Here is a 24505-nt window from a genome sequence, read left to right on the forward strand (position 1 = left end):
CGACAGCACCCGAGGCGACGACACGGCCCCATCCACATCGATGCCGCCGCCGGATGAACCGGAGCCAGGCGGTTCGACGGGGGCCGCTGCGACGGCGAAAGCCAGAACAGCGGCGCAGGCCGGGGTCTCGATGGGGGCCGGAACTGCGGAGAAGGAGAGGGCCCGTCTCGCGGAGGTGGCCAGGCTGGCCGAGGAGGCGAGAGCCGCCGAGGTGGAGATCGCCGTCGAGCAGGCGCTGGCCCTGGTTCGACGGCCTGCCCGGCCGACCCCCCACCGGGACGCCGACTCTTGGTCCGCCGACTCTTGGTCCGCCAATCCTTGGCCTTCCGGCTCGCAGCCTTCCGACCCGTCGCCTCTCAGTTCGCAGCCCCCCGGCTCGCACCCTTCCGGCTCGCACCCTTCCGGCTCGCAGCCTTCCGACCCGTGGCCGTCCGGCTCGCGGTTCTCCGGCCGGCAGGACCCGGGCGCGACGTTCTCCGCTTCGGTGGACCCCGTTCGGCAGAGCCTTGACCGATCCGTTCCCGGGCCCCACGCCGTCGCCCAGGAGACGCATCAGCCGGCGTCCGAAGACACTGCCGGGCCCGGCCAGGAGCACCGCCGGGCCGATGCCCCCACCGACACCACCACGCCCGCGCCCACCACGCCCGCGCCCACCACGCCTGCCCCCGCCTCGTCGATCCCTTCCAGGGGCAGCTCCGACGCGTCCCGCGACTCCCACGCGCAGCACCGGCACGGGATGACATGGGTGGAGGCCCGTGGCCTCGCCGCCCGTGTCGCCGGTCGCGGTGCTCCCGCCCGGCCCGTGCGGCTCCCTCTTGACCTGGCGCTCGGCCTGGTACTGGCCGAGCCGCTGGCCGCGCTCACCGATCTGCCGTCCTTCGACACCTCTGCCATGGACGGCTGGGCCGTCGCGGGCCCCGGCCCATGGCGCATCCGGACACAGAAGCAGACACAGGCACAGACGCAGGCACAGACACAGACACAGACGCAGGCACAGACACAGACACAGACGCAGGCACAGGCACAGAGAAGCGAGGAGGAGGGGCGGGACGACGGAATCCTGGCCGGGCACAGTGCTCCCGCGCCTCTCGCCGACGGTGACGCGGTGCGCATCGCCACGGGTGCCCGTGTCCCGGTGGACGCGACCGCTGTCATCCGTAGTGAACACGCGCGTACCGACGACTCCAGGGGCCTGCTGCACGCGCAGCGTGAAGTGGTCCCCGGACAGGACATCCGGCTACGCGCCCAGGAGTGCCGGTCCGGTGATCTGCTCCTCCCCGCCGGCACGGTGGTGACCCCCGTCGTTCTCGGCCTCGCGGCCGCGGCCGGGTACGACGCACTCGTCGCCGTCCCCCGCCCACGCGTCGACGTCCTCGTCCTCGGTGACGAGCTACTGACCGCCGGACTCCCGCACGAAGGACTCATCAGGGACGCGCTGGGTCCCATGATCGGGCCCTGGCTGCGGGCGCTGGGGGCCGAGGTGTCCGCCACCCGCCGCCTGGGCGATGACGCTGAGGCGTTGCGGCACGCCTTTTCCACCAGCACGGCCGATCTGATCATCACGACCGGAGGTACGGCGGCCGGGCCGGTCGATCATGTCCACCCGGTTCTCGACCAGGTGGGCGCGGAACTCCTCGTGGACGGCGTGGCGGTCCGGCCGGGCCACCCGATGCTCCTCGCCCGACTGGCATCCGACGGTCCGTATCTGGTCGGTCTGCCGGGGAACCCGCTCGCCGCGATCTCCGGGCTGCTCACACTCGCCGAACCCCTGCTGCGGGCTCTCTCGGGCCGGTGTCGCCAGGGCCCGTACGAGGTGGTCATGCACGACGACGTGCACGGACACCCGTATGACACCCGGCTGGTCCCTGTCGTTCACCGTGCCGATCCGGGTACGGGCGAGGGTGGTGGTGACGGCGCCGAACACGTCGTTTCGCTGCGCTACAGCGGTCCGGCCATGCTGCGCGGGATCGCTGCGGCGGACGGGCTGGCAGTGGTACCGCCGGGCGGGGTACGGTCCGGCACCGAGGTGGAGATCCTCGATCTACCGTGGGCCTCGGCGACGCCGTGGACGGAAGGGTGTTTCACGTGAAACTTCCCGGCCATGATGCGATGGCGAGGCGGGCCGACGAATACGTCGTACCCACCCGGGTGTCGCTTCCTCGCCGCATCGTCGACAGACCACTGCGTCAGGTGGCCAAGCGGCTGTTGATGGCGCTGATGGTCCTCGCCGCCACGGTTCTGATCGTCTGGGTCGACCGGGGTGGCTACCACGACAACGCCGACGGCAAGGTCGACCTCCTCGACGCCGCCTACTACGCGACGGTCACCCTCTCCACCACGGGTTACGGCGACATCGTGCCGTACTCGGACGCCGCCCGGCTCAGCAATGTGCTGCTCGTGACGCCGTTGCGCGTGCTCTTCCTCATCATCCTGGTCGGCACCACCCTCGAAGTCCTCACGGAGCGGACCCGCGAGGACTTCCGGCTGAATCGTTGGAGAACCCACTTGCGTGACCACACAGTTGTCGTCGGATTCGGCACGAAGGGCCGCTCGGCGATTCAGACGCTCTGCGCGACCGGTCTGCGAAAAGAGCAGATCGTGGTTGTCGACCCGGCGAACAAGGTGATCGAGATCGCCAACGCCGAGGGGTTCGTCGGTGTCGTCGGCGACGCCACCCGCAGCGATGTGCTGCTGCGGGCCGAGATTCAGAAAGCGCGTCAGATCGTCATCGCCACCCAGCGCGACGACACGGCCGTACTGGTGGCACTGACCGCGCGCCAGCTCAACCGGGGCGCGAAGATCGTCGCGGCGGTGCGTGAGGAGGAGAACGCGCCGCTGCTGCGGCAGTCCGGCGCCGATGCGGTGATCACCAGCGCCAGCGCGGCCGGCCGGTTGCTCGGTCTGTCCGTGCTCAGCCCCAACGCGGGCACGGTGATGGAGGATCTGATCCAGCAAGGGAGCGGTCTCGACCTGGTCGAACGACCGGTGATAAAGGCCGAGGTCGGCAAGAACGTCCGGGAGACGGACGATCTGGTGGTCAGCGTGCTGCGCGGCCACCGGCTGCTCGGATACGACGATCCGGCGGCCAGCCCGTTGCAGCTGACGGACCGGGTGATCAGTATCGTGCGCGCCTCCAACGAGCCGCCGACCATGCCACCGCCGCACACCGTCCAGCGCTGATCACGCCTCACGCACCTCTTGGCCGGTCGCCGGAAGGGCGGTGAGCGGATGAGGGGCGGGCCGGGCGAGCAGCCGGGCCGCTGCGTGGGGGCGGCGCGTGGCGCAGATGGGATGGGCGGCGTGCCCGCGTATGCGTATGGGGCCGTTGGCGGTGCGGTACGGAGTAGCCTCGCGGCCATGCATGCGATCACGATCCCTGAATCCGGTGGCCCCGAAGCGCTCGTATGGGCCGAGGTGCCCGACCCCGTACCCGGCGACGGCGAAGTCCTCGTCGAGGTGGTGTCCAGTGCGGTCAACCGTGCCGACGTACTCCAGCGACAGGGTTTCTACGACCCGCCGACCGGTGCGTCGCCGTATCCCGGCCTGGAGTGTGCCGGCCGCATCGTGGCGCTCGGGCACGGCGTCACCGGCTGGTCGGTCGGCGACGAGGTGTGCGCGCTGCTCTCGGGCGGCGGGTACGCGGAGAAGGTCGCGGTACCGGCCGGTCAGCTGCTACCCGTACCGAAGGGCCTCGACATCAGGTCGGCCGCGGCGTTGCCCGAGGTGACGTCGACGGTGTGGTCGAACGTGTTCATGGTGGCCCATCTGCGGTCCGCCGAGACGCTGCTGGTGCACGGCGGGTCCAGTGGCATCGGCACGATGGCCATCCAGCTCGCGAAGGCCGTGGGAGCGCGGGTCGCGGTGACGGCGGGAGGGCCCGAGAAGCTGGCGCGCTGTGAGGAACTGGGCGCCGACATCTTGATCAATTACCGCGAACAGGACTTCGTCGAGGAGATCCGCCAGGCAACGGCGGGCGCGGGTGCGGACGTCATCCTCGACCTCATGGGCGCGAAGTATCTGGACCGGAACGTACAGGCTCTCGCTGTGAACGGCCGACTCGCGATCATCGGCCTCCAGGGCGGTGCCAAGGGCGAGCTGAACCTTGGCGCGCTGCTGAGCAAGCGGGCCGCCATCACCGCGACCTCCCTGCGCGGACGCCCGCTGGCGGAGAAGGCGGCGATCATCGCGGCGGTACGGGAGCACGTCTGGCCGCTGATCGCCGACGGCGTGGTCCGGCCGATCGTGGACCGGGTAATCCCGATGGCGGATGCCGCGGAGGCCCACCGGGTGCTGGAGTCCAGCACACACATCGGCAAGATCGTGCTGGAGACGCGAGCGGGCTGACGGGCGGACGCCGTGTCCGCCAGGCCGTGTCCGCCGCGCGGCGCACGTCACGCAGCGCACGTCACGCGGTACTCGGTGCGTGTCACGCGGTACGCGGTACGTGAGCCTGCGGCGAGCGGAGGAACGTCCGCCGCACGCCTGCACCACCCGAACGCGCCGGAGCCCGGCACGCACTGCCCGAACAGGGTGTGTGTGCCGGGCCCCGGCGCCGCGTTCAGGCTCGTTGGGTCCGCGGGCTCAGAGCCGTACTGGTAGAAGCGTCCACAGGCTCAAGAGACGCGAGCGTCCATGTGGTCAGCAGCAGTGCCATGGGTGGTGGTGCGGGCGGCGGTGCGGGCTTTCGGCAGCACGGCGTGACACCCCGTCGGGTGGCCTACAAGTACGGGCCGGAACCGAGTGTCCCGTGCGGGTCGGCACCCGCCGCGCCGCCCTCGTCCTCGTGGACGGAACCCGGAGGCAGCGCGCGGCGCATCTGCTCCAGTTGGGCGCGCGCCGCCATCTGCTGAGCGAACAGCGCCGTCTGGATACCGTGGAAAAGACCTTCCAACCAACCCACCAGCTGGGCCTGCGCGATCCTCAGTTCGGCCTCGGAGGGCACCGATTCCTCGGTGAACGGCAGGGAGAGCCGTTCCAGCTCCTCGACCAGCTCCGGTGCGAGACCGTCCTCCAGCTCCTTCACCGAACTGGCGTGGATCTCCTTGAGCCGGACGCGGCTCGCCTCGTCGAGAGGAGCCGCCCTGACCTCCTCCAGAAGCTGCTTGATCATGCTGCCGATGCGCATGACCTTGGCGGGCTGTTCCACCATCTCTGTCACCGGGACCTCACGCGACTCGTCGTCACTGCCACCGCCGCCGATAGCCATTCCGTCCTGCCCCACTACGAGGACTTGGGGATGCTCCTGCGACCGTTCATTCCTCGGCATTTCCATGAGACCCATTGTCTCGCACATGCCGTACGACAGAGTGGTGCCCCCGGAATCGCTTGATCCACCGCACCCGAAGGCACCAAGGCCGGCCGGTACCGCGGAAAGATCAGTCCGACCGGCGCATCCGCAGCGCCAGGAAGATCAGGCCCAGGCCGACCAGCGCGATCCCCGTCCCCCACAGCCCCTGCTGCACTTGTTCCAGCGTCGCGCCGTCGAATGCCCGTCCGGAAGACTGCCCGGGGCGGGCGGACGAGGACGGTGACGGCGATCGGGACGGGCGTGGAGATGACGACGAGGACGAGGAGTGCGTGGTGTCGTCCTCGGGTTCCTCGTGTTCCTCCGGTTCCTCGGGTTCGTCATGTTCCTCGGTCGTGATGGCCGCCGCGTTGTCCTGGCCGTTGTCCTGCTCGTCGTTCGGACGGGTGGTCTCCCCGGGGGTGAGTGACCGCCCCGGCCGCGCGCGCCCCTCCCCGGCCTGTCGCCCGGCGAGGCTCGGCCGCACCTCGGGCCCGGCGGACACAGCGGCCGTACCGTCCACGCCTGACGGGCCGTCCGTGCCGCCCGTGCCGGAGGCTGTCCGCGACGCGAGGCCGCCGAGCGAGCCGGCCGAGGAGGGTGCGGGGGGTGAGGAGTCATCCAGGGAGAGATCAGAAGCCGAATCCGAAGCGGCCGATGGGGCGGGAGCGGCGGCGGGGAGGGGAGGGGTCAGTGCCTGGCAGGGCGCCCGCCCGGCGGACTGCGCCACACCCATCGGCCCCAGCGCGGCCCCGGCCGCCATCACCAGACAGACCACGCAACGGGTCGGCTGTGGGGTCCATGAGGGGAGGAGTCCGGAAGCCATGGGGTCAGCGTCACACGCACCATCAGGTCCGGCATCTCGAATGCCGGACGCGCCGCCCCCATTCGGCGTAGGCCCCGTAATCGAACCAGCCCCGACCCAGGCCCCGGCCCGTTGACCAGCTCCAGCCCTCTGGCCCAAGTCCAGGCCCGGCCCTGTGGCTCAAGTCCAGGACCGTTGCCGGGCCCCCGCTGCTCAATTCCAGGACCATTGACCAAAGGCCAGGCCGCGCTGCTCAAGTCCAGGCCCGTTGACCGGCCCCAGCCCGACCCCCCGGCCCTCATGCCCCGCCCCCAGCCCCGTCGCTCAAATCCGGGCGACATCACCCAGGATCAGGACGGGTCGCCCGTCGACACCCGCAGCTCGAAGTTGGCGTTCTTCTCGGAGACGGCCGTGCCCGGGGAGGGGAACTGGTTGACGACCTGGCCCTCGGGGAACGTGTTGCCCGGTTCGTCGAACTCCTTGACCGTCCAGCCGGCCGCCTGGATGCACTCCTTGACCGAGAGGATGTCCTTGTAGAGGAAGTTCGGAGCCTCGACCTTCTGGGGGTCGTCCGTGTCCTCGCTGGCGTCCGAGCACTTCTCCGCGTCGATCGTCCGGTTGCGCTCGGGGCCCTTGTGCTCGCCGGCCACCGTCGCCGACCCACTGCTGGTGGGGTCACCGCCCTTGCCGTGATCCGGCTCGTCCTTGTTCGTCAGCGCCATGACCAGTCCACCGATCGCCAGCAGCGCGACCACGGCCGCGCCGATGATCAGCGGCATGCTCCGCCGACCGCCGCCGCCGCCGTTGTCGCCACCGCCGACGCCATGACCGCCGACACCGCCGGAGCCCGTCCCGTTCATCGAGTTCACCGTCTGCGGGGACATGGTGTACGGCGGCGGGGTCTGGTGCTGCGACGGGGCCATCGGGCCGGGCGCCGCCTGGTACGCCGTCTGCGGGTAGCCGTATCCCTGCGGCGGGCCCGACTGGACCGGGCCGGGCTGCCCGTAAGGGCCCGGCTGGTGGAGGCCCGGCTGATGGGGCGCCTGGGGCGCCTGGGGCGCCTGGGGCACCTGTGGTGCCTGTGACGATGCCTGGGACATCTGGTACGGCGGCTGGTACGGCGTCCGCATACTCTGCTGCTGCGCCGCGGACGACTGGTCGACCGGTGGGAAGACGGCCGAGCCGACCCCGGAACCGCTGTTCACCGGAGCACTGCCGTCGATGATCGCCGGGGCACCCGTACCGCCCGAAGCGCTCAGCACGCGGACGATCTCGTCCTGCATGGTGGCGGCGCTCGGGAACCGCTCGTTCGGATTCTTCTTCAGGGCGCGCGCCACCAGGGCGTCCATGGCCGGGGTGATCGACCGGTTGACGCTCGACGGCGCCACCGGCGCCTCCTGGACGTGCGCGTACGCGATGGCGAGCGGCGAGTCCGCGTCGAACGGGAGCCGCCCGGTGAGCAGCTGGAACAGCATGATGCCGACCGAATACAGGTCGGACCGCGCGTCGACCCCGCGCCCCAGCGCCTGCTCGGGGGAGAGGTACTGCGGGGTGCCGACGACCATGCCCGTCTGGGTCATCGAGGTGACGCCCGACTGCATGGCGCGGGCGATCCCGAAGTCCATGACCTTCACGATGCCGCGCTTGGTCATCATCACGTTGCCCGGCTTGATGTCCCGGTGGACCAGGCCCATTTCGTGGCTGGTCTCCAGCGCGGCCAGCACATCGGCCGTCACCTTCAGCGCCTTCTCGGCCGGCATCGCCCCGTACCGCTGGATGTCCGCCTGGAGGACCGAGCCGAGCGGCTGCCCCTCCACGTACTCCATGACGATGTACGGCATCAGCGCGCCGCCGAGTTCGTCCTCGCCGGTGTCGAAGACGGAGACGATGTTGGTGTGCTGGAGCTTCGCGACGGCCTGGGCCTCGCGGCGGAAGCGCTCGCGGAAGGACTGCTCACGCCCCAACTCCGTGTGCAGGGTCTTGATCGCGACCTGTCGGTCGAGCGCCGAGTCGTATGCCAGGTACACGGACGCCATGCCGCCCTCGCCGAGCAGATCGCGAAGCTGGTACCGGCCGCCCGCGACCGAGCCGCCCGCGTAGCGGCCCTGAGCGCCGTGTGCGCCGTCCTGGCTCATGACGTGTCTTCCCCCTCGGCGCGCGACTGACGCGGTGCTCCCGTTTGACGGGCCAAGTCTGCCCCAGGGGTACGACACGTCAAGCCGGGCGCCCGTTCCGTGACCGTACGCGCAGGAAGCGTCCCGGAAGCGTTACAGGAAACGTACGGAATTTGCGTGTGCGGTGGCGCAGCCGGTTTGATGGCGCGTCCCTCTCGAATCAGGGTGTCCCACTGAGGCTGTAGCGTGACGTGGCAATGCAGCAAAGCACCGTGAGAACCCGCGGACGCGCGGACAGATACGACGGCGAGGACTGATGGCACCCGAACCCGAAGCAAACGGCGGCGGAGTTTCGGACGGGGCCGACGCCTGGGGCATCGGCGGCGTTGTCGGCGACGGGCGTTACCGTCTGACGCACCGGCTCGGCCGCGGCGGCATGGCCGAGGTCTTCGCGGCCGAGGACGTCCGTCTTGGACGTACGGTCGCGGTGAAGTTGCTCCGCTCCGACCTCGCCGAGGACCCCGTCTCCAAGGCCCGTTTCACCCGCGAGGCACAGTCGGTCGCGGGCCTCAACCACCATGCGGTCGTCGCCGTGTACGACTCCGGCGAGGACACCGTGGGCGGCCAGACCGTCCCGTACATCGTGATGGAGCTGGTCGAGGGTCACACCATTCGTGACCTGCTGCTCGAAGCCGAGGCCCCGCCGACCGAGCAGGCGCTGATCATCGTGTCGGGGGTGCTGGAAGCCCTCGCGTACTCGCACCAGCACGGCATCGTGCACCGTGACATCAAGCCCGCCAACGTCATCATCACCAACTCCGGCGCGGTGAAGGTGATGGACTTCGGCATCGCCCGCGCGTTGCACGGCGCGCAGTCGACGATGACGCAGACCGGCATGGTCATGGGCACGCCGCAGTACCTCTCGCCGGAGCAGGCACTGGGCAAGGCCGTCGACCACCGTTCCGACCTCTACGCGACCGGCTGTCTGCTGTACGAACTCCTCGCACTGCGTCCGCCGTTCACGGGTGAGACGCCGCTGTCCGTCGTGTACCAGCACGTCCAGGACATCCCGGTGCCGCCGTCCCAGGTCTCCGACGCGGTGCCGCCGGAGCTGGACGGTCTCGTCATGCGCTCGCTCGCGAAGGACGCGGACGACCGGTTCCAGAGCGCCGAGGAGATGCGCGGTCTGGTCCAGTACAGCCTTCAGATGCTCCAGCAGCAGGGCGGTCACACCGGTACGTGGAACACCGGCCCGGTCGCCATGCACGAGGGCGGCGCGGCCCCGGTCATGGGGGTCGCGGCGGGCACGATGGCGATGGGGAACCCGCTCCACGGGGACACCTCGCAGGGGCCGATCCTGCCGCCGATGAATCCGGACGACGGGGCGTACGACGTCGGTCACGGCGGTGGTGGCGGCGGACGCGGCAAGCTGTGGCTGTTCGTCGTCCTCGCGCTGATCGCGATCGGAGCCGGGGTGGCCATCGCGGTCAACGCCTCGCAGAAGGGTGGTGGCGGGACCAAGCACACCCCCACCACCTCCCCCACTCCCTCGCAGTCGCAGACTTCGCCGACGCCGAGCGATAACGAGACCGACGCGTCGCCGGAAACAGACGACTCCACGGGCGGCGAATGGCAGAACAGCCGTCGGCCGCCCTACTCCCCGTCCCCCGAGTGGACCAAGAAGTCCAAGCCCCCGACCGACTCCGAGTCGTCGCCGGGCGATGGCGGCTCCGAGGGCGGCGCGAACAACGGTGGGAACGGTGGCGATTCCCCGCCGCCGGAGGAGTCGGCGAGCGGCACCAACCCCAACGGGTCGGGCGAGAACGGAAATGGCAACGCCAACGGCAACGCCAACGGGAACGGCAACGCGAACGGCGGCAGCGGGGAGACGGGCGGCAACGGTACGGGTGACACGGGCGACGCCGGGGCGGGTGCCGGCGGTGCCGGCGGCACCAAGCCGCAGTAGCCGCCACGAGGGGGCGTAGGCGTGGCGGTGGCCCACAACCACCGCCACCGGCCGCCGCGTTCGCACCCCCAGCCACCGTGCTCGCACCCACCGGCCGCCGCGTTCGCACCCCCCCGGCCGCCGCGCACCCACCCACCGGCCGCCGCGTTCGCACCCACGGGCCACCGCGCTCGCACCGTCACCGGCCGCCCCTCGCCCGCACCGGCCGCCCGCACCCCACCCCCACCCACGTCACCTCACCCGGTGAACGCCTCGCACACCGCGTCGTACTCCCGCGTCCACCAGACCGCCAGGGCCGACACCGCGGGGAACTGCGGGTCGGCCCTCCGGTCGTGCAGGCTGTAACGCCACCGCAGTATCCAGAAGTCGTTGAGCCGTTCCCACCACACCCGGTGCACCGCCGCGGCCAGTTCGGCCGCCCCCGCACCCGCCGCCCGCCGGTACGCCCGCGCGTACGCGCGTACCTTCTCCAGCTCCAGGTGCCCGGCCGGGCGTACGAAGAAGATCGCGGCGGCCCGTACCGCCTCCTCCGCGCGCGGCTGCACGCCCAGCCGGTCCCAGTCGACGATGGCGACCGGGTCGGCCCCCCGGTAGAGCAGGTTCAGCGGGTGGAAGTCGCCGTGCACCCAGCCGGTCGCCGGGTCCTCCGGGGTGGGCGGGCGGCGGTGGGCGTGCTGTTCCAGCAGTCGGCGCCGCTCCACGAGCCGGTGTTCGGCCAGTTCGTCGAAGGAGTCCCGGCGGTGCCGGCCGCGCGCCGCCGTCAGCAGTTGGCCGATCAGTGCGAAGGTGTCGTCCGCGTCCGGGCTGCCGTATCCGGGTCCGGGCCCCGGCGGGCCCGATCCGACGTCCAGGCCGTCCGCCATGACCTGTTCGAGCCCCGTGTGCACGGTCCCGAGCAGCGCACCCAGCCTCCGCGACTGGTCGGTGGTCAACTGGGCACCCACCCGGTGCCGCCCGTCGACCCAGGGGTGCAGGGCGTAGCAGCGGCCGTCGATCACCGTGACGGTGTCGCCGTCCGCGTCCGCCAGGGGCGGGGCGACGGGCACCCCGATCGACTGGAGCCGCCGCGTCGCGCGGTGCTGGCGGACGATGGTCGCCCGGTCGCCCGTGGAGTCGTCGAGGTGGTGTTTGAGGAAGTACGAGCCGCTGGACGTCGAGACGCGGTAGCCATGGTTGAGCAGCCCTTTGGTCAGCGGCTCACAGGCGAGTGGTTCACCCGCGTTCGGGTAGCGGCGCAGGACCTCGCCGACCGGAGGAACAGGTGCGAGGGTTACAGATGAGCGCAGCACTCGCCAGATGTTAGATCACTCTGAGTGGCGGTTCGGCGGACTTGCGCCGAAGCTCAAAGTGTGCACCGTGACGAAGTGCGGGTCGAGCCTGAGGTACGCCGGGACGAAGGGTTCGCCGTTCAGTTCGACGGGGGCGGTTCCGAAGAGTTTCCGCTGGTCAGGGGTGGGGTGGGCGATCTCGGCGGGGCCGGTGAACTGCACCGACCAGAGGTCGCGGCCGTCCCCCGGGGGTACCGCGCCGCAGTTGTCGGCGCCGTACGCGACGACGGTTCCGTCGCACGCCTCGTGATGCCCGAGCCCCCGGTGCATCCGCAGCACCACCCGGCCGTCGAGCACGATGTGGCGGGCCAACGCGAGGAACGGCAGCGCCCTGATGCTGGTGGCCAGCCGTCCGTACTCGACCCGGCCCAGCAGTTCGATCGCGCGCGTTTCCTCGGAGGACATGCGTCCACTCTCGGCCACCGCGATCGGCCCGAGAAGAGGCCGCCGCCCCGGGAACCACGGGACCAAAGTCCCTCCAGCCCCCACCGCCGGCCGGTACCGCTCCCGTCAGCGCCTCTCCGCCTGGAGCCGGGCCACGTACGCGGCGGCCTGCGAGCGCCGCTCCATGCCCAGCTTCGACAGCAGGCTGGAGACGTAGTTCTTGATGGTCTTCTCGGCGAGGTGCAGCCGTTCACCGATCACCCGATTGGTGAGTCCCTCGCCGATCAGGTCGAGGATCTTGCGTTCCTGCTCGGTGAGGTTGGCCAGCTTGTCGTCGCCGCGGCCGTTCTTCCCGTCGCGCAACCGCTCCAGCACCCGGGCGGTCGCGGAGGGGTCCAGGAGGGACTTTCCGGCCGCCACGTCCCGTACCGCGTTCAGGAGTTCGTTGCCGCGGATCGCCTTCAGCACGTATCCGGAGGCGCCCGCCATGATCGCGTCGAAAAGTGCCTCGTCGTCGGCGTACGACGTCAGCATCAGGCACTTGACGTTCTCGTCCCGGGACCGGATCTCGCGGCACACCTCCACCCCGCTGCCGTCCGGAAGCCGCACGTCGAGCACCGCCACATCGGGGCGGGTCGCGGGAATCCTGATCAGCGCGTCGGCCGCCGTCCCGGCCTCGCCCACGACCTCGATGTCCGCCTCGCCGGACAGCAGCTCATGGACTCCGCGCCGAACGACTTCGTGGTCGTCGAGCAGGAAAACGGTGATTTTTCCTTCTTCACGCACAAATGCAGTCTCACACACTCCCCCCTTCCCTGCCGCTGATGTCCGGGATAACGTGCCGTTGTTCCGGCGGCCTGCCAGGCTGTTTCCAGTGCTGTGACCAGCGAGAGTTCGCGACTTTTTCGATTTACTTGGAAATCCAAGCAAAATCGCAGGTCAGGCAGGGTTTCGCAGTTATGCGGAGTACTGGGTAACGTGCTTTGCGGGGCGCTCGCCGGGGCACCTGTCACGCCTGTTCCCGGCCAGCGGCACCCACCCCGTGCACGGGTACGGACACAGGCGAGCCGCACTGGTCTCCCGGCAGACCCCGGGGGCCGGACCGACGGAGGAGCACGCACGTGACCGTGGAGAGCACTGCCGCGCGTAAGCCGCGACGCGGCAGCAAGCGCACAAGCGCCGCCAAGGCGCCAGCGAGTGCCGAGCCCCAGCTCGTCCAGTTGCTGACGCCCGAGGGCGAGCGCGTGGAACACCCGGACTACACGATCGACCTGACCGCCGACGAGCTGCGCGGTCTGTACCGGGACATGGTCCTGACCCGCCGCTTCGACGCCGAGGCCACCGCACTCCAGCGCCAGGGCGAGCTGGGCCTGTGGGCCTCGCTGCTCGGCCAGGAGGCCGCGCAGATCGGCTCCGGCCGGGCGCTGCGCGACGACGACTACGTCTTCCCGACCTACCGCGAGCACGGTGTCGCCTGGTGCCGGGGGGTCGACCCGACCAATCTGCTCGGAATGTTCCGCGGGGTGAACCACGGCGGCTGGGACCCGAGCACCAACAACTTCCACCTGTACACGATCGTCATCGGTTCGCAGACCCTGCACGCCACCGGTTACGCCATGGGTGTCGCCAAGGACGGCGCGGACTCGGCCGTGATCGCGTACTTCGGGGACGGTGCCTCCAGCCAGGGCGATGTCGCGGAGGCGTTCACCTTCTCGGCGGTGTACAACGCGCCCGTGGTGTTCTTCTGCCAGAACAACCAGTGGGCCATCTCCGAGCCCACCGAGCGCCAGACCCGCGTCCCGCTCTACCAGCGCGCGCAGGGTTACGGCTTCCCGGGCGTCCGGGTCGACGGCAACGACGTACTCGCCTGTCTGGCCGTCACCAGATGGGCGCTGGAGCGGGCCCGCCGGGGCGAAGGGCCCACGCTCGTCGAAGCGTTCACCTACCGGATGGGCGCGCACACCACCTCCGACGACCCGACGAAGTACCGCGAGGACGCGGAGCGGGCGGCCTGGGAGGCGAAGGACCCCATCCAGCGGCTGCGTACCCACCTGGAGAAGCGGGAGATCGCCGACGCCGCCTTCTTCACGGCACTGGACGAGGAGAGCGAGACCCTGGGCAAGCGGGTCCGCGAGGCGGTACGGGCCATGCCCGACCCGGACCGGATGGCACTCTTCGACCACGCCTACGCGGACGGCAGTTCGCTGGTCGACGAGGAGCGCGCACAGTTCGCCGCCTACCAGGCGTCGTTCGCCGAGGAGGGCAACTGACCATGGCCACCGAGAAGATGTCGATCGCGAAGGCGCTCAACGAGTCGCTGCGCAAGGCCCTCGACACCGACCCCAAGGTGCTCGTCATGGGCGAGGACGTCGGCAAGCTGGGCGGAGTCTTCCGCATCACCGACGGACTCCAGAAGGACTTCGGCGAAGAGCGGATCATCGACACCCCGCTCGCCGAGTCCGGCATCGTCGGCACCGCGATCGGACTGGCCCTGCGCGGCTACCGTCCGGTCGTGGAGATCCAGTTCGACGGGTTCGTCTTCCCGGCGTACGACCAGATCGTCACCCAGCTCGCGAAGATGCACGCCCGCGCGCTCGGCAAGGTCAAGCTGCCGGTCGTCGTACGGATTCCGTACGGCGGCGGCATCGGCGCGGTCGAGCACCACAGCGAGTCCCCCGAGGCGCTGTTCGCGCACGTCGCGGGTCTGAAGGTGGTCTCACCGTCCAACGCGAGCGACGCCTACTGGATGCTTCAGCAGGCGATCCTCTGTGACGACCCGGTCATTTTCTTCGAGCCGAAGCGGCGTTACTGGGACAAGGGCGAGCTCGACACCGAGGCCGTGCCCGGACCGCTGCACGCGGCGGTGACCGTGCGGGACGGCTCCGACCTCACGCTCGCGGCGTACGGCCCGATGGTGAAGGTCTGCCTGGAGGCGGCCGCCGCCGCTCAGGAGGAGGGCAAGTCGATCGAGGTCGTGGACCTGCGGTCGATGTCCCCGATCGACTTCGACACCGTCCAGGCGTCGGTCGAGCGGACCGGCCGGCTGGTCGTGGTCCACGAGGCTCCGGTGTTCTACGGCTCCGGCGCCGAGATCGCCGCCCGCATCACCGAGCGCTGCTTCTACCACCTGGAAGCACCCGTGCTCAGGGTCGGCGGCTACCACGTGCCGTATCCGCCGGCCCGCCTGGAGGACGAGTACCTGCCGGGCCTCGACCGGGTGCTCGACGCCGTCGACCGCTCGCTGGCGTACTGAGAGGAGAGGGGACGTGACAACGATGACCGAGACGTCTGCTCGCTTCCGTGAGTTCAAGATGCCCGACGTGGGCGAGGGCCTGACCGAGGCCGAGATCCTCAAGTGGTACGTACAGCCGGGCGACACCGTCACCGACGGCCAGGTCGTCTGCGAGGTCGAGACGGCCAAGGCGGCGGTGGAGCTGCCGATCCCGTTCGACGGGGCGGTGCACGAACTGCGCTTCCCCGAGGGCACGACGGTGGACGTCGGCCAGGTGATCATCGTGGTGGACGTGGCGCCGGGCAGCGGCCCCGCGGAGCCGGAGCCCGCCGCGGCCGACCCGGTCCAGGAGCCGGTCGCCGAGGCCGAACCGGAGGCGCCCAAGGGCCGCACCCCGGTGCTCGTCGGCTACGGCGTCGCCGAGTCCTCCACCAAGCGCCGGGCCCGCAAGGGCGCCGAGGCCCCGGCAGCGGCGGCGACCGCCGCCGTGCAGGGCGAGCTGAACGGCCACGGCAGTGGCGAGGTCCCGGCGAGCCGCCCGCTGGCCAAGCCGCCGGTCCGCAAGCTGGCCAAGGACCTGGGCATCGACCTGACGACGGTCACCCCGACCGGCCCCGACGGCGTCATCACCCGCGAGGACGTCCACGCGGCGGCGACCCCCGCACCGGCCGCGACGCCGGCTCCCGAAGCGGCACCGCAGCCCGTACGGGAGTCCGCGCCCACGTCCGACGAGGCGCCGCCCGTCGCACCGGGCGCCCGGGAGACCCGTATCCCCGTCAAGGGAGTACGGAAGGCCATCGCCCAGGCGATGGTCGGCAGCGCCTTCACCGCGCCGCACGTCACCGAGTTCGTCACCGTGGACGTGACGCGCACGATGAAGCTGGTCGCGGAGCTGAAGGAGGACAAGGACATGGCGGGGGTGCGGGTCAACCCGCTCCTGCTCATCGCCAAGGCCCTGCTGGTCGCCATCAAGCGAAACCCGGACGTCAACTCCGCCTGGGACGAGGCCAACCAGGAGATCGTGCGCAAGCACTACGTCAACCTGGGCATCGCCGCGGCCACCCCGCGCGGTCTGATCGTGCCGAACATCAAGGACGCGCACGACAAGACCCTGCCGCAACTCGCCGAGGCACTGGGCGAGTTGGTTTCCACGGCTCGCGAGGGCAGGACGTCCCCGGCGGCGATGGCGGGCGGCACGGTGACCATCACCAACGTCGGCGTCTTCGGCGTCGACACCGGCACCCCGATCCTCAACCCGGGCGAGTCCGCGATCCTCGCGGTCGGCGCGATCAAGCTCCAGCCGTGGGTGCACAAGGGCAAGGTGAAGCCCCGTCAGGTCACCACGCTGGCCCTGTCGTTCGACCACCGTCTGGTCGACGGCGAGCTGGGCTCCAAGGTCCTGGCGGACGTCGCCGCGATCCTGGAACAGCCGAAGAGGCTGATCACCTGGGCGTGAGGGCCGGGGTGGTACGTGTCCGAGGTGGGCCCGCGCGACGGTTGCGCGGGCCCACCGGCGTGTCGGGGGTGGGTGGTTCGCCGTACGACGCCCACGTCCCGCCGGGCGACCGCGACCGGTATCTCGCCCCCCGCCTCGCCCTCGGCCGACCGATCGCCACCGGAACGGTCTCGACGAGGAGCCGCCACGTCGAGCAGCCGATCGAGGCGTTCGCCAAGACCTGCGGCACGAAGTTCCCCCGCCGGGCGGTCACCGCCCGGCCGCCGGACCGCAGGTCACCCGCCCGGCCAGGGCCGCTCCGACGGCTTCCGGCCGAATTGGTTTGGTCTCGACCATTGCTCTCCGGTCCGGCTGTGAAGGAAGCTGCTCACCGAGCACCGGATCATCACGACCGGAGCGCTCGCCGCCGGAACAGGAAGGCAGCAACACACCCATGCGCAAAGTGCTTTCGACCCTGAGCTTGACCGGACTGCTGGCCGCAGGCGCCCTGCTGCTCGCCCCCTCCGCCCAGGCCGCCGGATACACCTACGTCGGCATGTACCCGAGCGCCGCCGCCTGCGACGCCGCCGGCAAGGACTACGTGGCCCGGGGGCAGGCGGTCAACTACTTCTGTGACGCCACCCCCACCACCGCCCGCCTGTCCATCTGGGTCTGACCGGCCTCACCACCGGGCGCCGACACGCTCGGCGCTGATCCGGCCCGGCGGCCATCCGGCTTCCGGGCCGACGGCCCTTTCCCTCCGCTCGCCGTGAGCCGCCCGGAGGGGGCCGTCGAACGCCCCTGATGTATCCGGTCAACCACATCTGACCTCTGCCGCGGGCGCCTTTCCCGCCGCCCGAACGGAAGTGCTGCGGGACACGGCGGATGGCGCTGCCGAACAGATGGAGGAGGCCGAAAAGGCGTTGGGGATCTCCGGACATCCGACATTCGTGCTCCCGTACAGCGACCTGGTGATGCGTTCGGGCGACTGACCGGGCGTTCCCCTTGGTCCAAAGCGCCGGCGCTTCCTGGGCCATGAGATGGGTGTGCCTGTGGCGAGGCCGGTATCGGCCCTCTTCGGAACGGGCTGCCCGACGGTACGCAGGTGCGGTGGGCCCGCGCGGCAGTCGCTCGGGCCCATCGGTGCGTCCGGGCCGGATGGTTCAGCGTACGGCGAGTTCGGCGAACACCGTCTTGCCGACGGTGCGCGGCTCGACGCCCCAGCGGTCGGCGAGCGACGCGACGATCAGGAGGCCGCGTCCGTAGCAATCGTCGGTTTCGGCCTCGCGCACGCCAGGCAGCCGCTCGCCGCGCGGGTCACTGACCTCGATGCGGAGAGCGGTCGCCGTGAGGGTGAGCCGTACGCGGAAGAGACGCCCGCGCATGGAGCCGTGCAGCAGGGCATTGGTCGCCAACTCGCTGACGAGCAAGGTCGCGTCGTTGGCCAGCTTCGGCTGACCCCACTGCGTGACGAGCCGGGCGGTGCGACGGCGGCACAGGGAAACGCTGCGGGCCGTAGGGGTGCAGTCGAGCCGGTCCTCGCGGAGGACGGGTTCGGGGGTGGGCGTCTCCTGAGCTGCGGTCATGGGTGCGTGCCTCCTGGATCGGGCGGTGGCAGTGCCGCGTCTGCGGGGCGCCGGTTCTGGGCTGCTTCCGGCGCGGGGCAGGGCGGTGCGCTTCCGCCCACCGATGCGGTATGTGAGTGGCGTGCAACCGAAAGTAGTGAAGCTAGTAGCTGGGTGCAAGTGAAACGGAGACAATTGTCTCCAACGAGGGAACGCGGTTCGACCGACAGGGCGGCAGAGGGCGACACTGGTGCCGTGAATCAAGCAACTCAACAAGGGAACCGGACCTCAACTGTCCTGGGACGGAGGCTCGGTAGCGAGCTGCTGCGTCTGCGGGACACCTCGGGCAAGACGCAGCAGCAGGCGGCCGAGGTCATCAGCGCGACCAACTCGAAGATCGTGAAGATGGAACGGGGCTGGGTCCCCATGCGAGATCCGGACATCCGCACACTCTGCGAGTTCTACGGGCTTGAGGATCACGGCGCTGTCGATCGCCTGCTGGAAGTAGCGCGGCTGGACCGGGAAAGGCGGAAGGCCAAGGGCTGGTGGAATCAGTACCCGGAACTGCGTTCGCTGGTCGAGTATGTTGCCCTCGAAGACATCGCGACCGGTGTCAGGACCTGGCAAGGCGCCTTCGTGCCTGGGCTGCTCCAGTCGCCCGACTACGCCAGGGCACTCGCAGTCGGCAACGCCGACTGGGATGACCCTGACGAGATCGAGCGCTTCGTCGAGGCAAAGATCGCTCGGCAGGGTCGACTGGTCGACAGCACGCCGCTCGTGTTGTGGGCGATTGTCGGCGAGGGCGCGCTACGCCAGCTCGTCGGCGGACGAGATGTCATGCGTCGACAGTTGGAGCAACTTGCGGAGGTCGCTGTCAAGCCGAATGTCACGGTGCAAGTTGTCCCCTTCCTGGCTGGCTCGCACCCGGGTATGACCAGCGCTTTCAGTGTTGTCTCGTTCGCTGAACCCGGTGCGATGGACGTGGTTTACATGGACACCACGTCATCTACGCTGTGGCTGGAGAGCGAGGCGGACGCTGCCCGCCATAACGTCACATTCAACCAGATCGCCAGAAACGGACTCGCTCCCCGCGATTCCATCGCTCTGATCGAGCGTATTCGCAAGGAGTTGTAGCCGTGCCACACTTTGAGTTCGTCAAGTCCAGCTACAGCAGCGGAGGCGGTGAGTGCGTCGAGGTGGCGCGTAACGTGCCTCGTACCGTCGCTGTCCGTGATTCCAAGGACACTGTGGGGCCTGTCTTGATTCTCCCGGCCCCCGCATGGGAAGCCTTCCGGGCGAGTCTTCGCCAGCACTCGTAGCACTGTCTCAAGGAGTGGTTGTCATGCGGCCCTTCGAGTTCATCAAGTCCAGCTACAGCGCGAGGGCCAGTGATTGTGTCGAGGTGGCCCGTAACGTGCCCCGTACCGTCGCCGTCCGTGATTCCAAGAACACCACCGGCCCCGTACTCCTCCTCGCGCCCGCCGCATGGGCAGCCTTCCAGGTGGGCCTGCGCCGGCAGTCGTAGCAGCGACGCCGGCACCGGCCAGGAGCGACGGAGGGCCCCGGTTCGCGCGACGCGCGAGCCGGGGCCCTCCTGATTTCCCGGCCCGCTCAGTCTCCGTTGAAGTGCAGGTGGCCCGAGCGGTGCATTGCCTCGTGGGCCACCTCGATGACGCGCATGACGCGCGACACCACAGGGGCCTTCTCCTCGTTCGGCAGCTCTTCGAGTGCGATGACGAGACGCTCCAACTGCGCCGTGATGGACACCGTGTGGTCGTACGGTGTGAAGCCTCGGCGCAGACTGTCCTGCGTACTCTCGCCGGCTGGACCTGTTCGCATGAGCGCCAGCGAAGCCTGGACCATCGTGGACTCCGCGTCAAGGCAGAGCGACGCGTACGGGCTTGCCTTCCGCATGGCGCGCGTCCTCCGCCGAGCTGGGATCACCGAGCGGTATGGCGTATCCGTGCACCCCGTGCCCACGGCATCGCGGCTGGTGGGATGAACCACCGCTGGAAGCCGCACGCAGAGAAATACGCGAAGAACTGGCCTTGGCCGTCGGCATACGCGAAGCCGACCTTCTTCCGGTGGAGTGGATTCAGGCGCGCCGGCCACGGGAGGCGCCTGCCCGCCTTGCCTTCCTGTTCGCAGGACCGGTACTCACCGCTGACGACTCGGCACAGATCGCGTTACAGCGTGCCGAGTTGAGCGCCTGGCGCTGGACACGTCGCGAGGAGACCGCCGCGTTGCTTCGTCCCGCCGTAGCCCGCCGGATCGTGAACCCGTTACAGCTTCCTGGTGGGGCTACCTACCAGGAACGACGAATTGAAAGGACGCCCCTATGAGCAGCTTTCCCGAGCGCGTGATGCGCGTCGGCACCCGTAGTTCACCGATGGCACGCGCGCAGACGGACACGGTTGCCGAACTGCTGCGAAAGCACGAGCCCGATCTGAGAGTGGAGGTCGTGCCCGTCACGACCGAGGCAGACACGTGGCAGGGCGACCTGGCGGCCCTCGGCGGTAAGGGACTGTTCACGAAGCAGATCGACATCATGTTGCAGCGCGGCGATGTCGACATGGCCGTGCACTGCGTCAAGGACGTGCCCGGGGACGTGCCCCTGCCTGAGGGACTGATCTTCGCCGCCTACCTGTCGCGCGACGACGTACAAGACGTGCTCCTTTTCCCCGAGGGCGACTCACGGACGACACTCGACGACTTGCCCGCCGGGGCATCCGTGGCTACGTCGGCAGTCCGTCGAAAGGCACAGATCCTGCGGGTGCGGCCCGACCTGAACGTTGTACGCGTTCGCGGCATGGTCGGAACACGTGTGGACAAGCTCGACGGTAAGAAGCCGATCGATACCGGACTGGACGCCATGATCCTGGCATCATCCGGGCTCGCGCGTATCGGGCTGAGTCACCGGGCACGCCAAAGGTTCACCACCGCTGAAATGCTGCCCGCCGTGGGGGCCGGTGTGCTGGGACTCCAGTGCCGCCGTGATGATCACGAAGTGGCGGCACTGGTCGGGCGTCTGAACGATGAAGAGACCATGCGGGAAGTCACCGCAGAACGCGTGATGCTGCACGGTCTCCGCGGGCACTGCAACAGCCCGATTGCCGGCTACTGCATCACCGAGCCGGACGGGCAACTAAGTCTTCGCGGCATGGTGTTCTCCCGAGACGGCAGCAAGTTCGTTCACGCCCACATCTGGGGCGAGAGCCGGAACGACCCGGCCGTGCTGGGTTCACGCGTCTGCGCCGAACTGCTGCGGCAGGGTGCCCGCGACATCATCACGGGGATTCCGCACTGATCCAAGCTGTCCGGGCCTCGCGCCCGTAACGCCCCTGCACGACGCCCCGTCCGATGTGCCGATCGCTGATCGGACGGGGCTCCGTGCTGTTCCGACACATCACGGAGAGCAGCGGAAGTGTCGCAATGCACCACCGCCCTCACCGACGTACCCGAGCTGGACACGTTTACGGCGCTCATGGCCCTGGCAGGCGGCCCCGGAATTTCACTGGACGCGCTCGATCCAGGGCTTGATGCGAAAGTGGATCGTCTGTCAGACCCGCCTGGGATGCTCGGAACATGGAGATGACAGTGCAGCTGACGATCGACTGCTCCGATCCGCAGCGGATGGTGACCTTCTGGGCCGAAGCCCTTGGCTACGTGCCTGAGCCTCCGCCGGGCGGGCACGCCACGTGGCGTGCCTATTGGGCGGCGGTGGGGGTGCCCGAGGCAGAGCTGCCGGCTGGTGCCGGGGATATTCCGGAGTCGATCATCGATCCCGCCGGACGGGGACCGAGGGTGTGGTTCCAGCAGGTTCCGGAGCCAAAGGTCGCCAAGAACCGGTGGCACTTCGACCTGAAGGTCGGTGGGGGCCGTGACGTCCCACTGGAGGTCCGCACACAGCGGGTCAAGGCTACGGTGGAACGGCTGGTCAAAGCTGGCGCCACTGTTCTGCGGATCAAGGAAGAGCCGGACACGGGGCTCTACGCCGCCGCCCTGCAGGACCCCGAGCGCAACGAATTCGACGTCGTCTGAGGCCCGTTGCGATGATCTGCGGCGAGTCTCCGCGCTGTCCAGCTGTGATCAGGGATTGCGGGACAGCCCTAAGGGACCACGTGCTGTCGAACCACCATTCATGCGCGACCTGACACCGTTCTCATGGTCAGTCACAGGAGTCCAGTTGCCCCGTCCCGGCCTCGTCCGGGCCGGTTGAGGCGGGGCTGTTCGGGTTGCCTCGAATAGTTCTCGTCCTCGCCCAACGCGTGACGGGGTCGACCGGCCCGACGTGCGAGGAGGGCCCGCGCGGTGTGCGCGAGCCCTCCTCCGTACCGTCGCAGGGCCGGACTACTTCTTGAATCCGTAGTCCATGAGCTTCTTCGCGTCCGTGGTACGGGTCGCCTCCGAGGTGGAGGCGAGGACCGTGCCGATGACGGTCTTGCCGTTGCGGCTCGCGGCGAACACCAGGCAGTACTTGGCGGTGGGACCGGAGCCGGTCTTCACGCCGATGTCACCGCTGTAGCCGCTGAGCAGCTTGTTGGTGTTGGACCACGACATGTCGCGGTAGCCGCCGTTCTTCGTGACGACCCGCTGCTTCGTGGACGTGGTCTTCACCACCGTGCGGAACGTCGGGTCCTTCATCGCCTTGCTGGCGAGCTTCGTCAGGTCGCGCGGCGTCGAGTAGTTGTTCTTCCCGCCGATGCCGTCGAACGAGTCGAAGTGGGTGTTCGTCAGCCCCAGCGACTTGGCGGAGGCGTTCATCTTGCCGATGAACGAGTTCACCCGGGCCGCGCGTGTGGAGCCGACGCCGAACTTGTCGGCGAGGGCGTACGCGGCGTCGCAGCCCGACGGAAGCATCAGGCCGTACAGCAGCTGACGGACGGTGACCTTGTCACCGACGATCAGACGCGCCGAGGACGCCGTGTTCTTGACGATGTAGTCGCTGTACGCCTTGTCGATCGTGACCTTGGCGTTCAGGTCGAGCTTCTTGTCCGACAGCACCACCTGGGCGGTCATTATCTTGGTGGTGGAGCCGGTGGGGCGGCGGGTGTCGGCGGCCTTGGTGTAGAGGGCCTTGCCCGTGGCGTTGTTCATGACGAAGCCGCCCGGAGCGACGATCTTCGGCACGGCCGGTGCGGTGGCGGCCTGCGCCTGAGAGGCGAACGCGCTGCCCGCGATGAGGGCACCTGCGGTGAGCGCGATGGTGGCCGAGACCGATACGCGCGTTATTACCTTAATGCCGGTTTTCAAGTTGAACGCTCCAAATGCCCCTGGAATGCGGCCACATGAGGGTGCCGCTCGGTGGCTGAGACTCCTGGGACGGAACGATGGATGTACGGCCGCGGGGGTGAATTCGCCCGCGCTCGGCCGGGCTCCTCGCGCTCGTTCGCGCTCCCCGCGCCCGCCAGGAGCGGCGTGCCCGCCGGGGCGGGTCGGCAGGGTGGCCGGTGATCAGGGGCGACGGGCCACCCATGTGGTCCTGGTGGTCCGCACGGTGAGGTCCGTACGCCGCAGGACGTTGTGAGGGCCTTCGTCGTCGACGATCGTGTCGAGCGCGGTCAGGTCGTCGGCGGGCAGTCCGTCGCCGAGGTGGGAGCGGAGCCTCCGCAGGCACGTCCGGGCGTAGTGGGCGGTGGCCGGTGGCAGCGGGGCGGGCAGGTCGATGGTGAAGGGGCGCTCCGCTTCCAGTGCGAAGCCGGCGCGGGCCAGGTGCTCGGTCCAGTCGAGGGCCGGGCCCTTGTTCAGGGCGGCGTGGACGCGGGCTTCCAGGCCGGGGCGGCCCACGCCCGTGTCGTCGGGCAGGAAGCGGGGGAAGAAGTCCATCTCGGTGACGGCCAGGAGGCCGCCCGGCCGCAGGGCGTCGAACGTCGAGGCCAGCACCCGGTCGGGGTCGGCCATGTCGTGCAGGGAGGAGGCGGCCCAGACCAGGTCGACGGTGCCGAGCTGCGGCCAGTCCTCGGTCAGATCCGCCCGGACGGCCCGGACCCGATCGGCGAGCCCCAGCGCGGATGCCCTCTCCGACAGCCGGTGGAGCATGTGCGGGGAGAGGTCCATGGCTGTCACGTCGGCCCGCGGGAAACGCCGCGCCAGGGCGATGGAGCCGGTGCCCGGCCCGCTGCCCAGGTCGACGATGTGGCCGGGCTCCCGGTCGGTCAGTTCGCTCAGCCAGGCGGTCAGCTCCGACAGATGGGTCCCCAGGACCTCGGCGTCCAGCTCCAGCATCTCGACCATCGCGACCGTGCCGGCGTCGGCCCCCGCATGGGCCCCCGTATGAGCGTGCGCGTGAGCCGCCTGAGCGTCCGCATGGCTTTCGGCCGGGGCCCCGGCGTGCGTCCCGGCGTGGTTCTGACGCGAGTGGGGGGTGTTGGGGCCGGTGGTGTCCATCCTCC

General features: G+C 69.6%; 23 protein-coding genes. 13 read left to right on the top strand and 10 right to left on the bottom strand.

What is annotated here, in order from left to right; all coding sequences use genetic code 11:
* Window positions 1-175 precede the first annotated feature (175 nt).
* The 3 genes from PZB75_RS15515 to PZB75_RS15525 all read left to right on the top strand — a co-directional run bounded on the left by PZB75_RS15515 (window position 176) and on the right by PZB75_RS15525 (window position 4344).
* Window positions 176-2089 (top strand): molybdopterin-binding protein, encoded by a 1914-nt coding sequence (locus PZB75_RS15515; RefSeq protein WP_275538724.1) that lies wholly within the window; start codon window positions 176-178, stop codon window positions 2087-2089.
* Complete coding sequence (locus PZB75_RS15520) at window positions 2047-3180, top strand: potassium channel family protein (protein WP_275535887.1); 1134 nt, start codon at window positions 2047-2049, stop codon at window positions 3178-3180. The genes PZB75_RS15515 and PZB75_RS15520 overlap by 43 nt, the downstream gene beginning before the upstream one ends.
* 177 nt (window positions 3181-3357) lie before the next feature.
* A complete protein-coding gene (locus PZB75_RS15525; RefSeq protein WP_275535888.1) occupies window positions 3358-4344 on the top strand; it encodes an NAD(P)H-quinone oxidoreductase in 987 nt (328 codons plus the stop codon).
* 373 nt (window positions 4345-4717) lie between these two features.
* On the opposite strand, the gene PZB75_RS15530 is transcribed toward PZB75_RS15525, so the two are convergent.
* From PZB75_RS15530 to PZB75_RS15540, 3 genes are all read right to left on the bottom strand, one after another.
* Window positions 4718-5272, bottom strand: a complete 555-nt coding sequence (locus PZB75_RS15530; protein ID WP_275535889.1) for a bacterial proteasome activator family protein — start codon at window positions 5270-5272, stop codon at window positions 4718-4720.
* A gap of 103 nt (window positions 5273-5375) precedes the next feature.
* On the bottom strand, window positions 5376-6110 hold the full coding sequence (locus PZB75_RS15535; RefSeq protein WP_275535890.1) for a hypothetical protein: 735 nt from the start codon (window positions 6108-6110) through the stop codon (window positions 5376-5378).
* A gap of 329 nt (window positions 6111-6439) precedes the next feature.
* Window positions 6440-8224, bottom strand: a complete 1785-nt coding sequence (locus tag PZB75_RS15540) for a Stk1 family PASTA domain-containing Ser/Thr kinase (RefSeq protein WP_275535891.1) — start codon at window positions 8222-8224, stop codon at window positions 6440-6442.
* A gap of 295 nt (window positions 8225-8519) precedes the next feature.
* On the opposite strand from PZB75_RS15540, the gene PZB75_RS15545 reads away from it, so the two are divergent.
* Window positions 8520-10169, top strand: a complete 1650-nt coding sequence (locus PZB75_RS15545) for a protein kinase (protein ID WP_275535892.1) — start codon at window positions 8520-8522, stop codon at window positions 10167-10169.
* Between the two features lie 236 nt (window positions 10170-10405).
* Here the strand turns inward: PZB75_RS15545 and PZB75_RS15550 are convergent, their stop codons facing one another.
* From PZB75_RS15550 to PZB75_RS15560, 3 genes are all read right to left on the bottom strand, one after another.
* Complete coding sequence (locus PZB75_RS15550; protein ID WP_275538725.1) at window positions 10406-11467, bottom strand: phosphotransferase; 1062 nt, start codon at window positions 11465-11467, stop codon at window positions 10406-10408.
* 6 nt (window positions 11468-11473) lie between these two features.
* The gene (locus PZB75_RS15555; protein WP_275535893.1) at window positions 11474-11902 is read right to left on the bottom strand and encodes a pyridoxamine 5'-phosphate oxidase family protein; all 429 of its coding nucleotides are present in this window, start codon (window positions 11900-11902) and stop codon (window positions 11474-11476) included.
* A 105-nt stretch (window positions 11903-12007) separates the two neighbouring features.
* On the bottom strand, window positions 12008-12667 hold the full coding sequence (locus tag PZB75_RS15560; protein ID WP_275535894.1) for a response regulator transcription factor: 660 nt from the start codon (window positions 12665-12667) through the stop codon (window positions 12008-12010).
* A 335-nt stretch (window positions 12668-13002) separates the two neighbouring features.
* Here PZB75_RS15560 and pdhA point away from each other — a divergent pair, with 335 nt between their 5' ends.
* The 4 genes from pdhA to PZB75_RS15580 all read left to right on the top strand — a co-directional run bounded on the left by pdhA (window position 13003) and on the right by PZB75_RS15580 (window position 17224).
* Entirely contained in the window at window positions 13003-14151 is a 1149-nt protein-coding gene (gene pdhA, locus PZB75_RS15565) for a pyruvate dehydrogenase (acetyl-transferring) E1 component subunit alpha (RefSeq protein WP_275535895.1), read from the top strand.
* A gap of 2 nt (window positions 14152-14153) precedes the next feature.
* Window positions 14154-15134, top strand: coding sequence for an alpha-ketoacid dehydrogenase subunit beta (locus PZB75_RS15570; RefSeq protein ID WP_275535896.1), 981 nt, complete (start codon window positions 14154-14156; stop codon window positions 15132-15134).
* Window positions 15135-15147: 13 nt separating this feature from the next.
* Entirely contained in the window at window positions 15148-16569 is a 1422-nt protein-coding gene (locus PZB75_RS15575; protein WP_275535897.1) for a dihydrolipoamide acetyltransferase family protein, read from the top strand.
* Window positions 16570-17002: 433 nt separating this feature from the next.
* Complete coding sequence (locus tag PZB75_RS15580) at window positions 17003-17224, top strand: hypothetical protein (RefSeq protein WP_275535898.1); 222 nt, start codon at window positions 17003-17005, stop codon at window positions 17222-17224.
* Window positions 17225-17711: 487 nt separating this feature from the next.
* Here the strand turns inward: PZB75_RS15580 and PZB75_RS15585 are convergent, their stop codons facing one another.
* Window positions 17712-18134: an ATP-binding protein gene (locus PZB75_RS15585; RefSeq protein ID WP_275535899.1), complete on the bottom strand. Its 423-nt coding sequence runs from the start codon at window positions 18132-18134 to the stop codon at window positions 17712-17714.
* Between the two features lie 234 nt (window positions 18135-18368).
* Here PZB75_RS15585 and PZB75_RS15590 point away from each other — a divergent pair, with 234 nt between their 5' ends.
* From PZB75_RS15590 to PZB75_RS15600, 3 genes are read left to right on the top strand one after another with little or no spacing between them, the layout of a single operon-like run.
* Complete coding sequence (locus PZB75_RS15590; RefSeq protein WP_275535900.1) at window positions 18369-19247, top strand: helix-turn-helix transcriptional regulator; 879 nt, start codon at window positions 18369-18371, stop codon at window positions 19245-19247.
* A gap of 2 nt (window positions 19248-19249) precedes the next feature.
* Window positions 19250-19432, top strand: a complete 183-nt coding sequence (locus tag PZB75_RS15595; RefSeq protein ID WP_275535901.1) for a DUF397 domain-containing protein — start codon at window positions 19250-19252, stop codon at window positions 19430-19432.
* Window positions 19433-19455: 23 nt separating this feature from the next.
* The gene (locus PZB75_RS15600) at window positions 19456-19638 is read left to right on the top strand and encodes a DUF397 domain-containing protein (RefSeq protein ID WP_275535902.1); all 183 of its coding nucleotides are present in this window, start codon (window positions 19456-19458) and stop codon (window positions 19636-19638) included.
* 86 nt (window positions 19639-19724) lie between these two features.
* On the opposite strand, the gene PZB75_RS15605 is transcribed toward PZB75_RS15600, so the two are convergent.
* Complete coding sequence (locus tag PZB75_RS15605; RefSeq protein WP_275535903.1) at window positions 19725-20027, bottom strand: hypothetical protein; 303 nt, start codon at window positions 20025-20027, stop codon at window positions 19725-19727.
* A gap of 424 nt (window positions 20028-20451) precedes the next feature.
* On the opposite strand from PZB75_RS15605, the gene hemC reads away from it, so the two are divergent.
* Together hemC and PZB75_RS15615 are read left to right on the top strand one after the other, a co-directional pair.
* Complete coding sequence (gene hemC / locus PZB75_RS15610; RefSeq protein WP_275535904.1) at window positions 20452-21420, top strand: hydroxymethylbilane synthase; 969 nt, start codon at window positions 20452-20454, stop codon at window positions 21418-21420.
* Between the two features lie 278 nt (window positions 21421-21698).
* Window positions 21699-22154 carry a VOC family protein gene (locus PZB75_RS15615; protein WP_275535905.1) on the top strand — a complete coding sequence of 152 codons (456 nt, stop codon included), beginning with the start codon at window positions 21699-21701 and terminating at the stop codon, window positions 22152-22154.
* A gap of 309 nt (window positions 22155-22463) precedes the next feature.
* Here PZB75_RS15615 and PZB75_RS15620 read toward each other — a convergent pair whose 3' ends face one another.
* A complete protein-coding gene (locus tag PZB75_RS15620) occupies window positions 22464-23366 on the bottom strand; it encodes a serine hydrolase (protein WP_275535906.1) in 903 nt (300 codons plus the stop codon).
* Window positions 23367-23567: 201 nt separating this feature from the next.
* Window positions 23568-24500 carry a class I SAM-dependent methyltransferase gene (locus tag PZB75_RS15625; protein ID WP_275535907.1) on the bottom strand — a complete coding sequence of 311 codons (933 nt, stop codon included), beginning with the start codon at window positions 24498-24500 and terminating at the stop codon, window positions 23568-23570.
* Window positions 24501-24505: the final 5 nt, after the last annotated feature.

The organism is Streptomyces sp. AM 4-1-1, assembly GCF_029167625.1.
GTDB lineage: Bacteria > Actinomycetota > Actinomycetes > Streptomycetales > Streptomycetaceae > Streptomyces.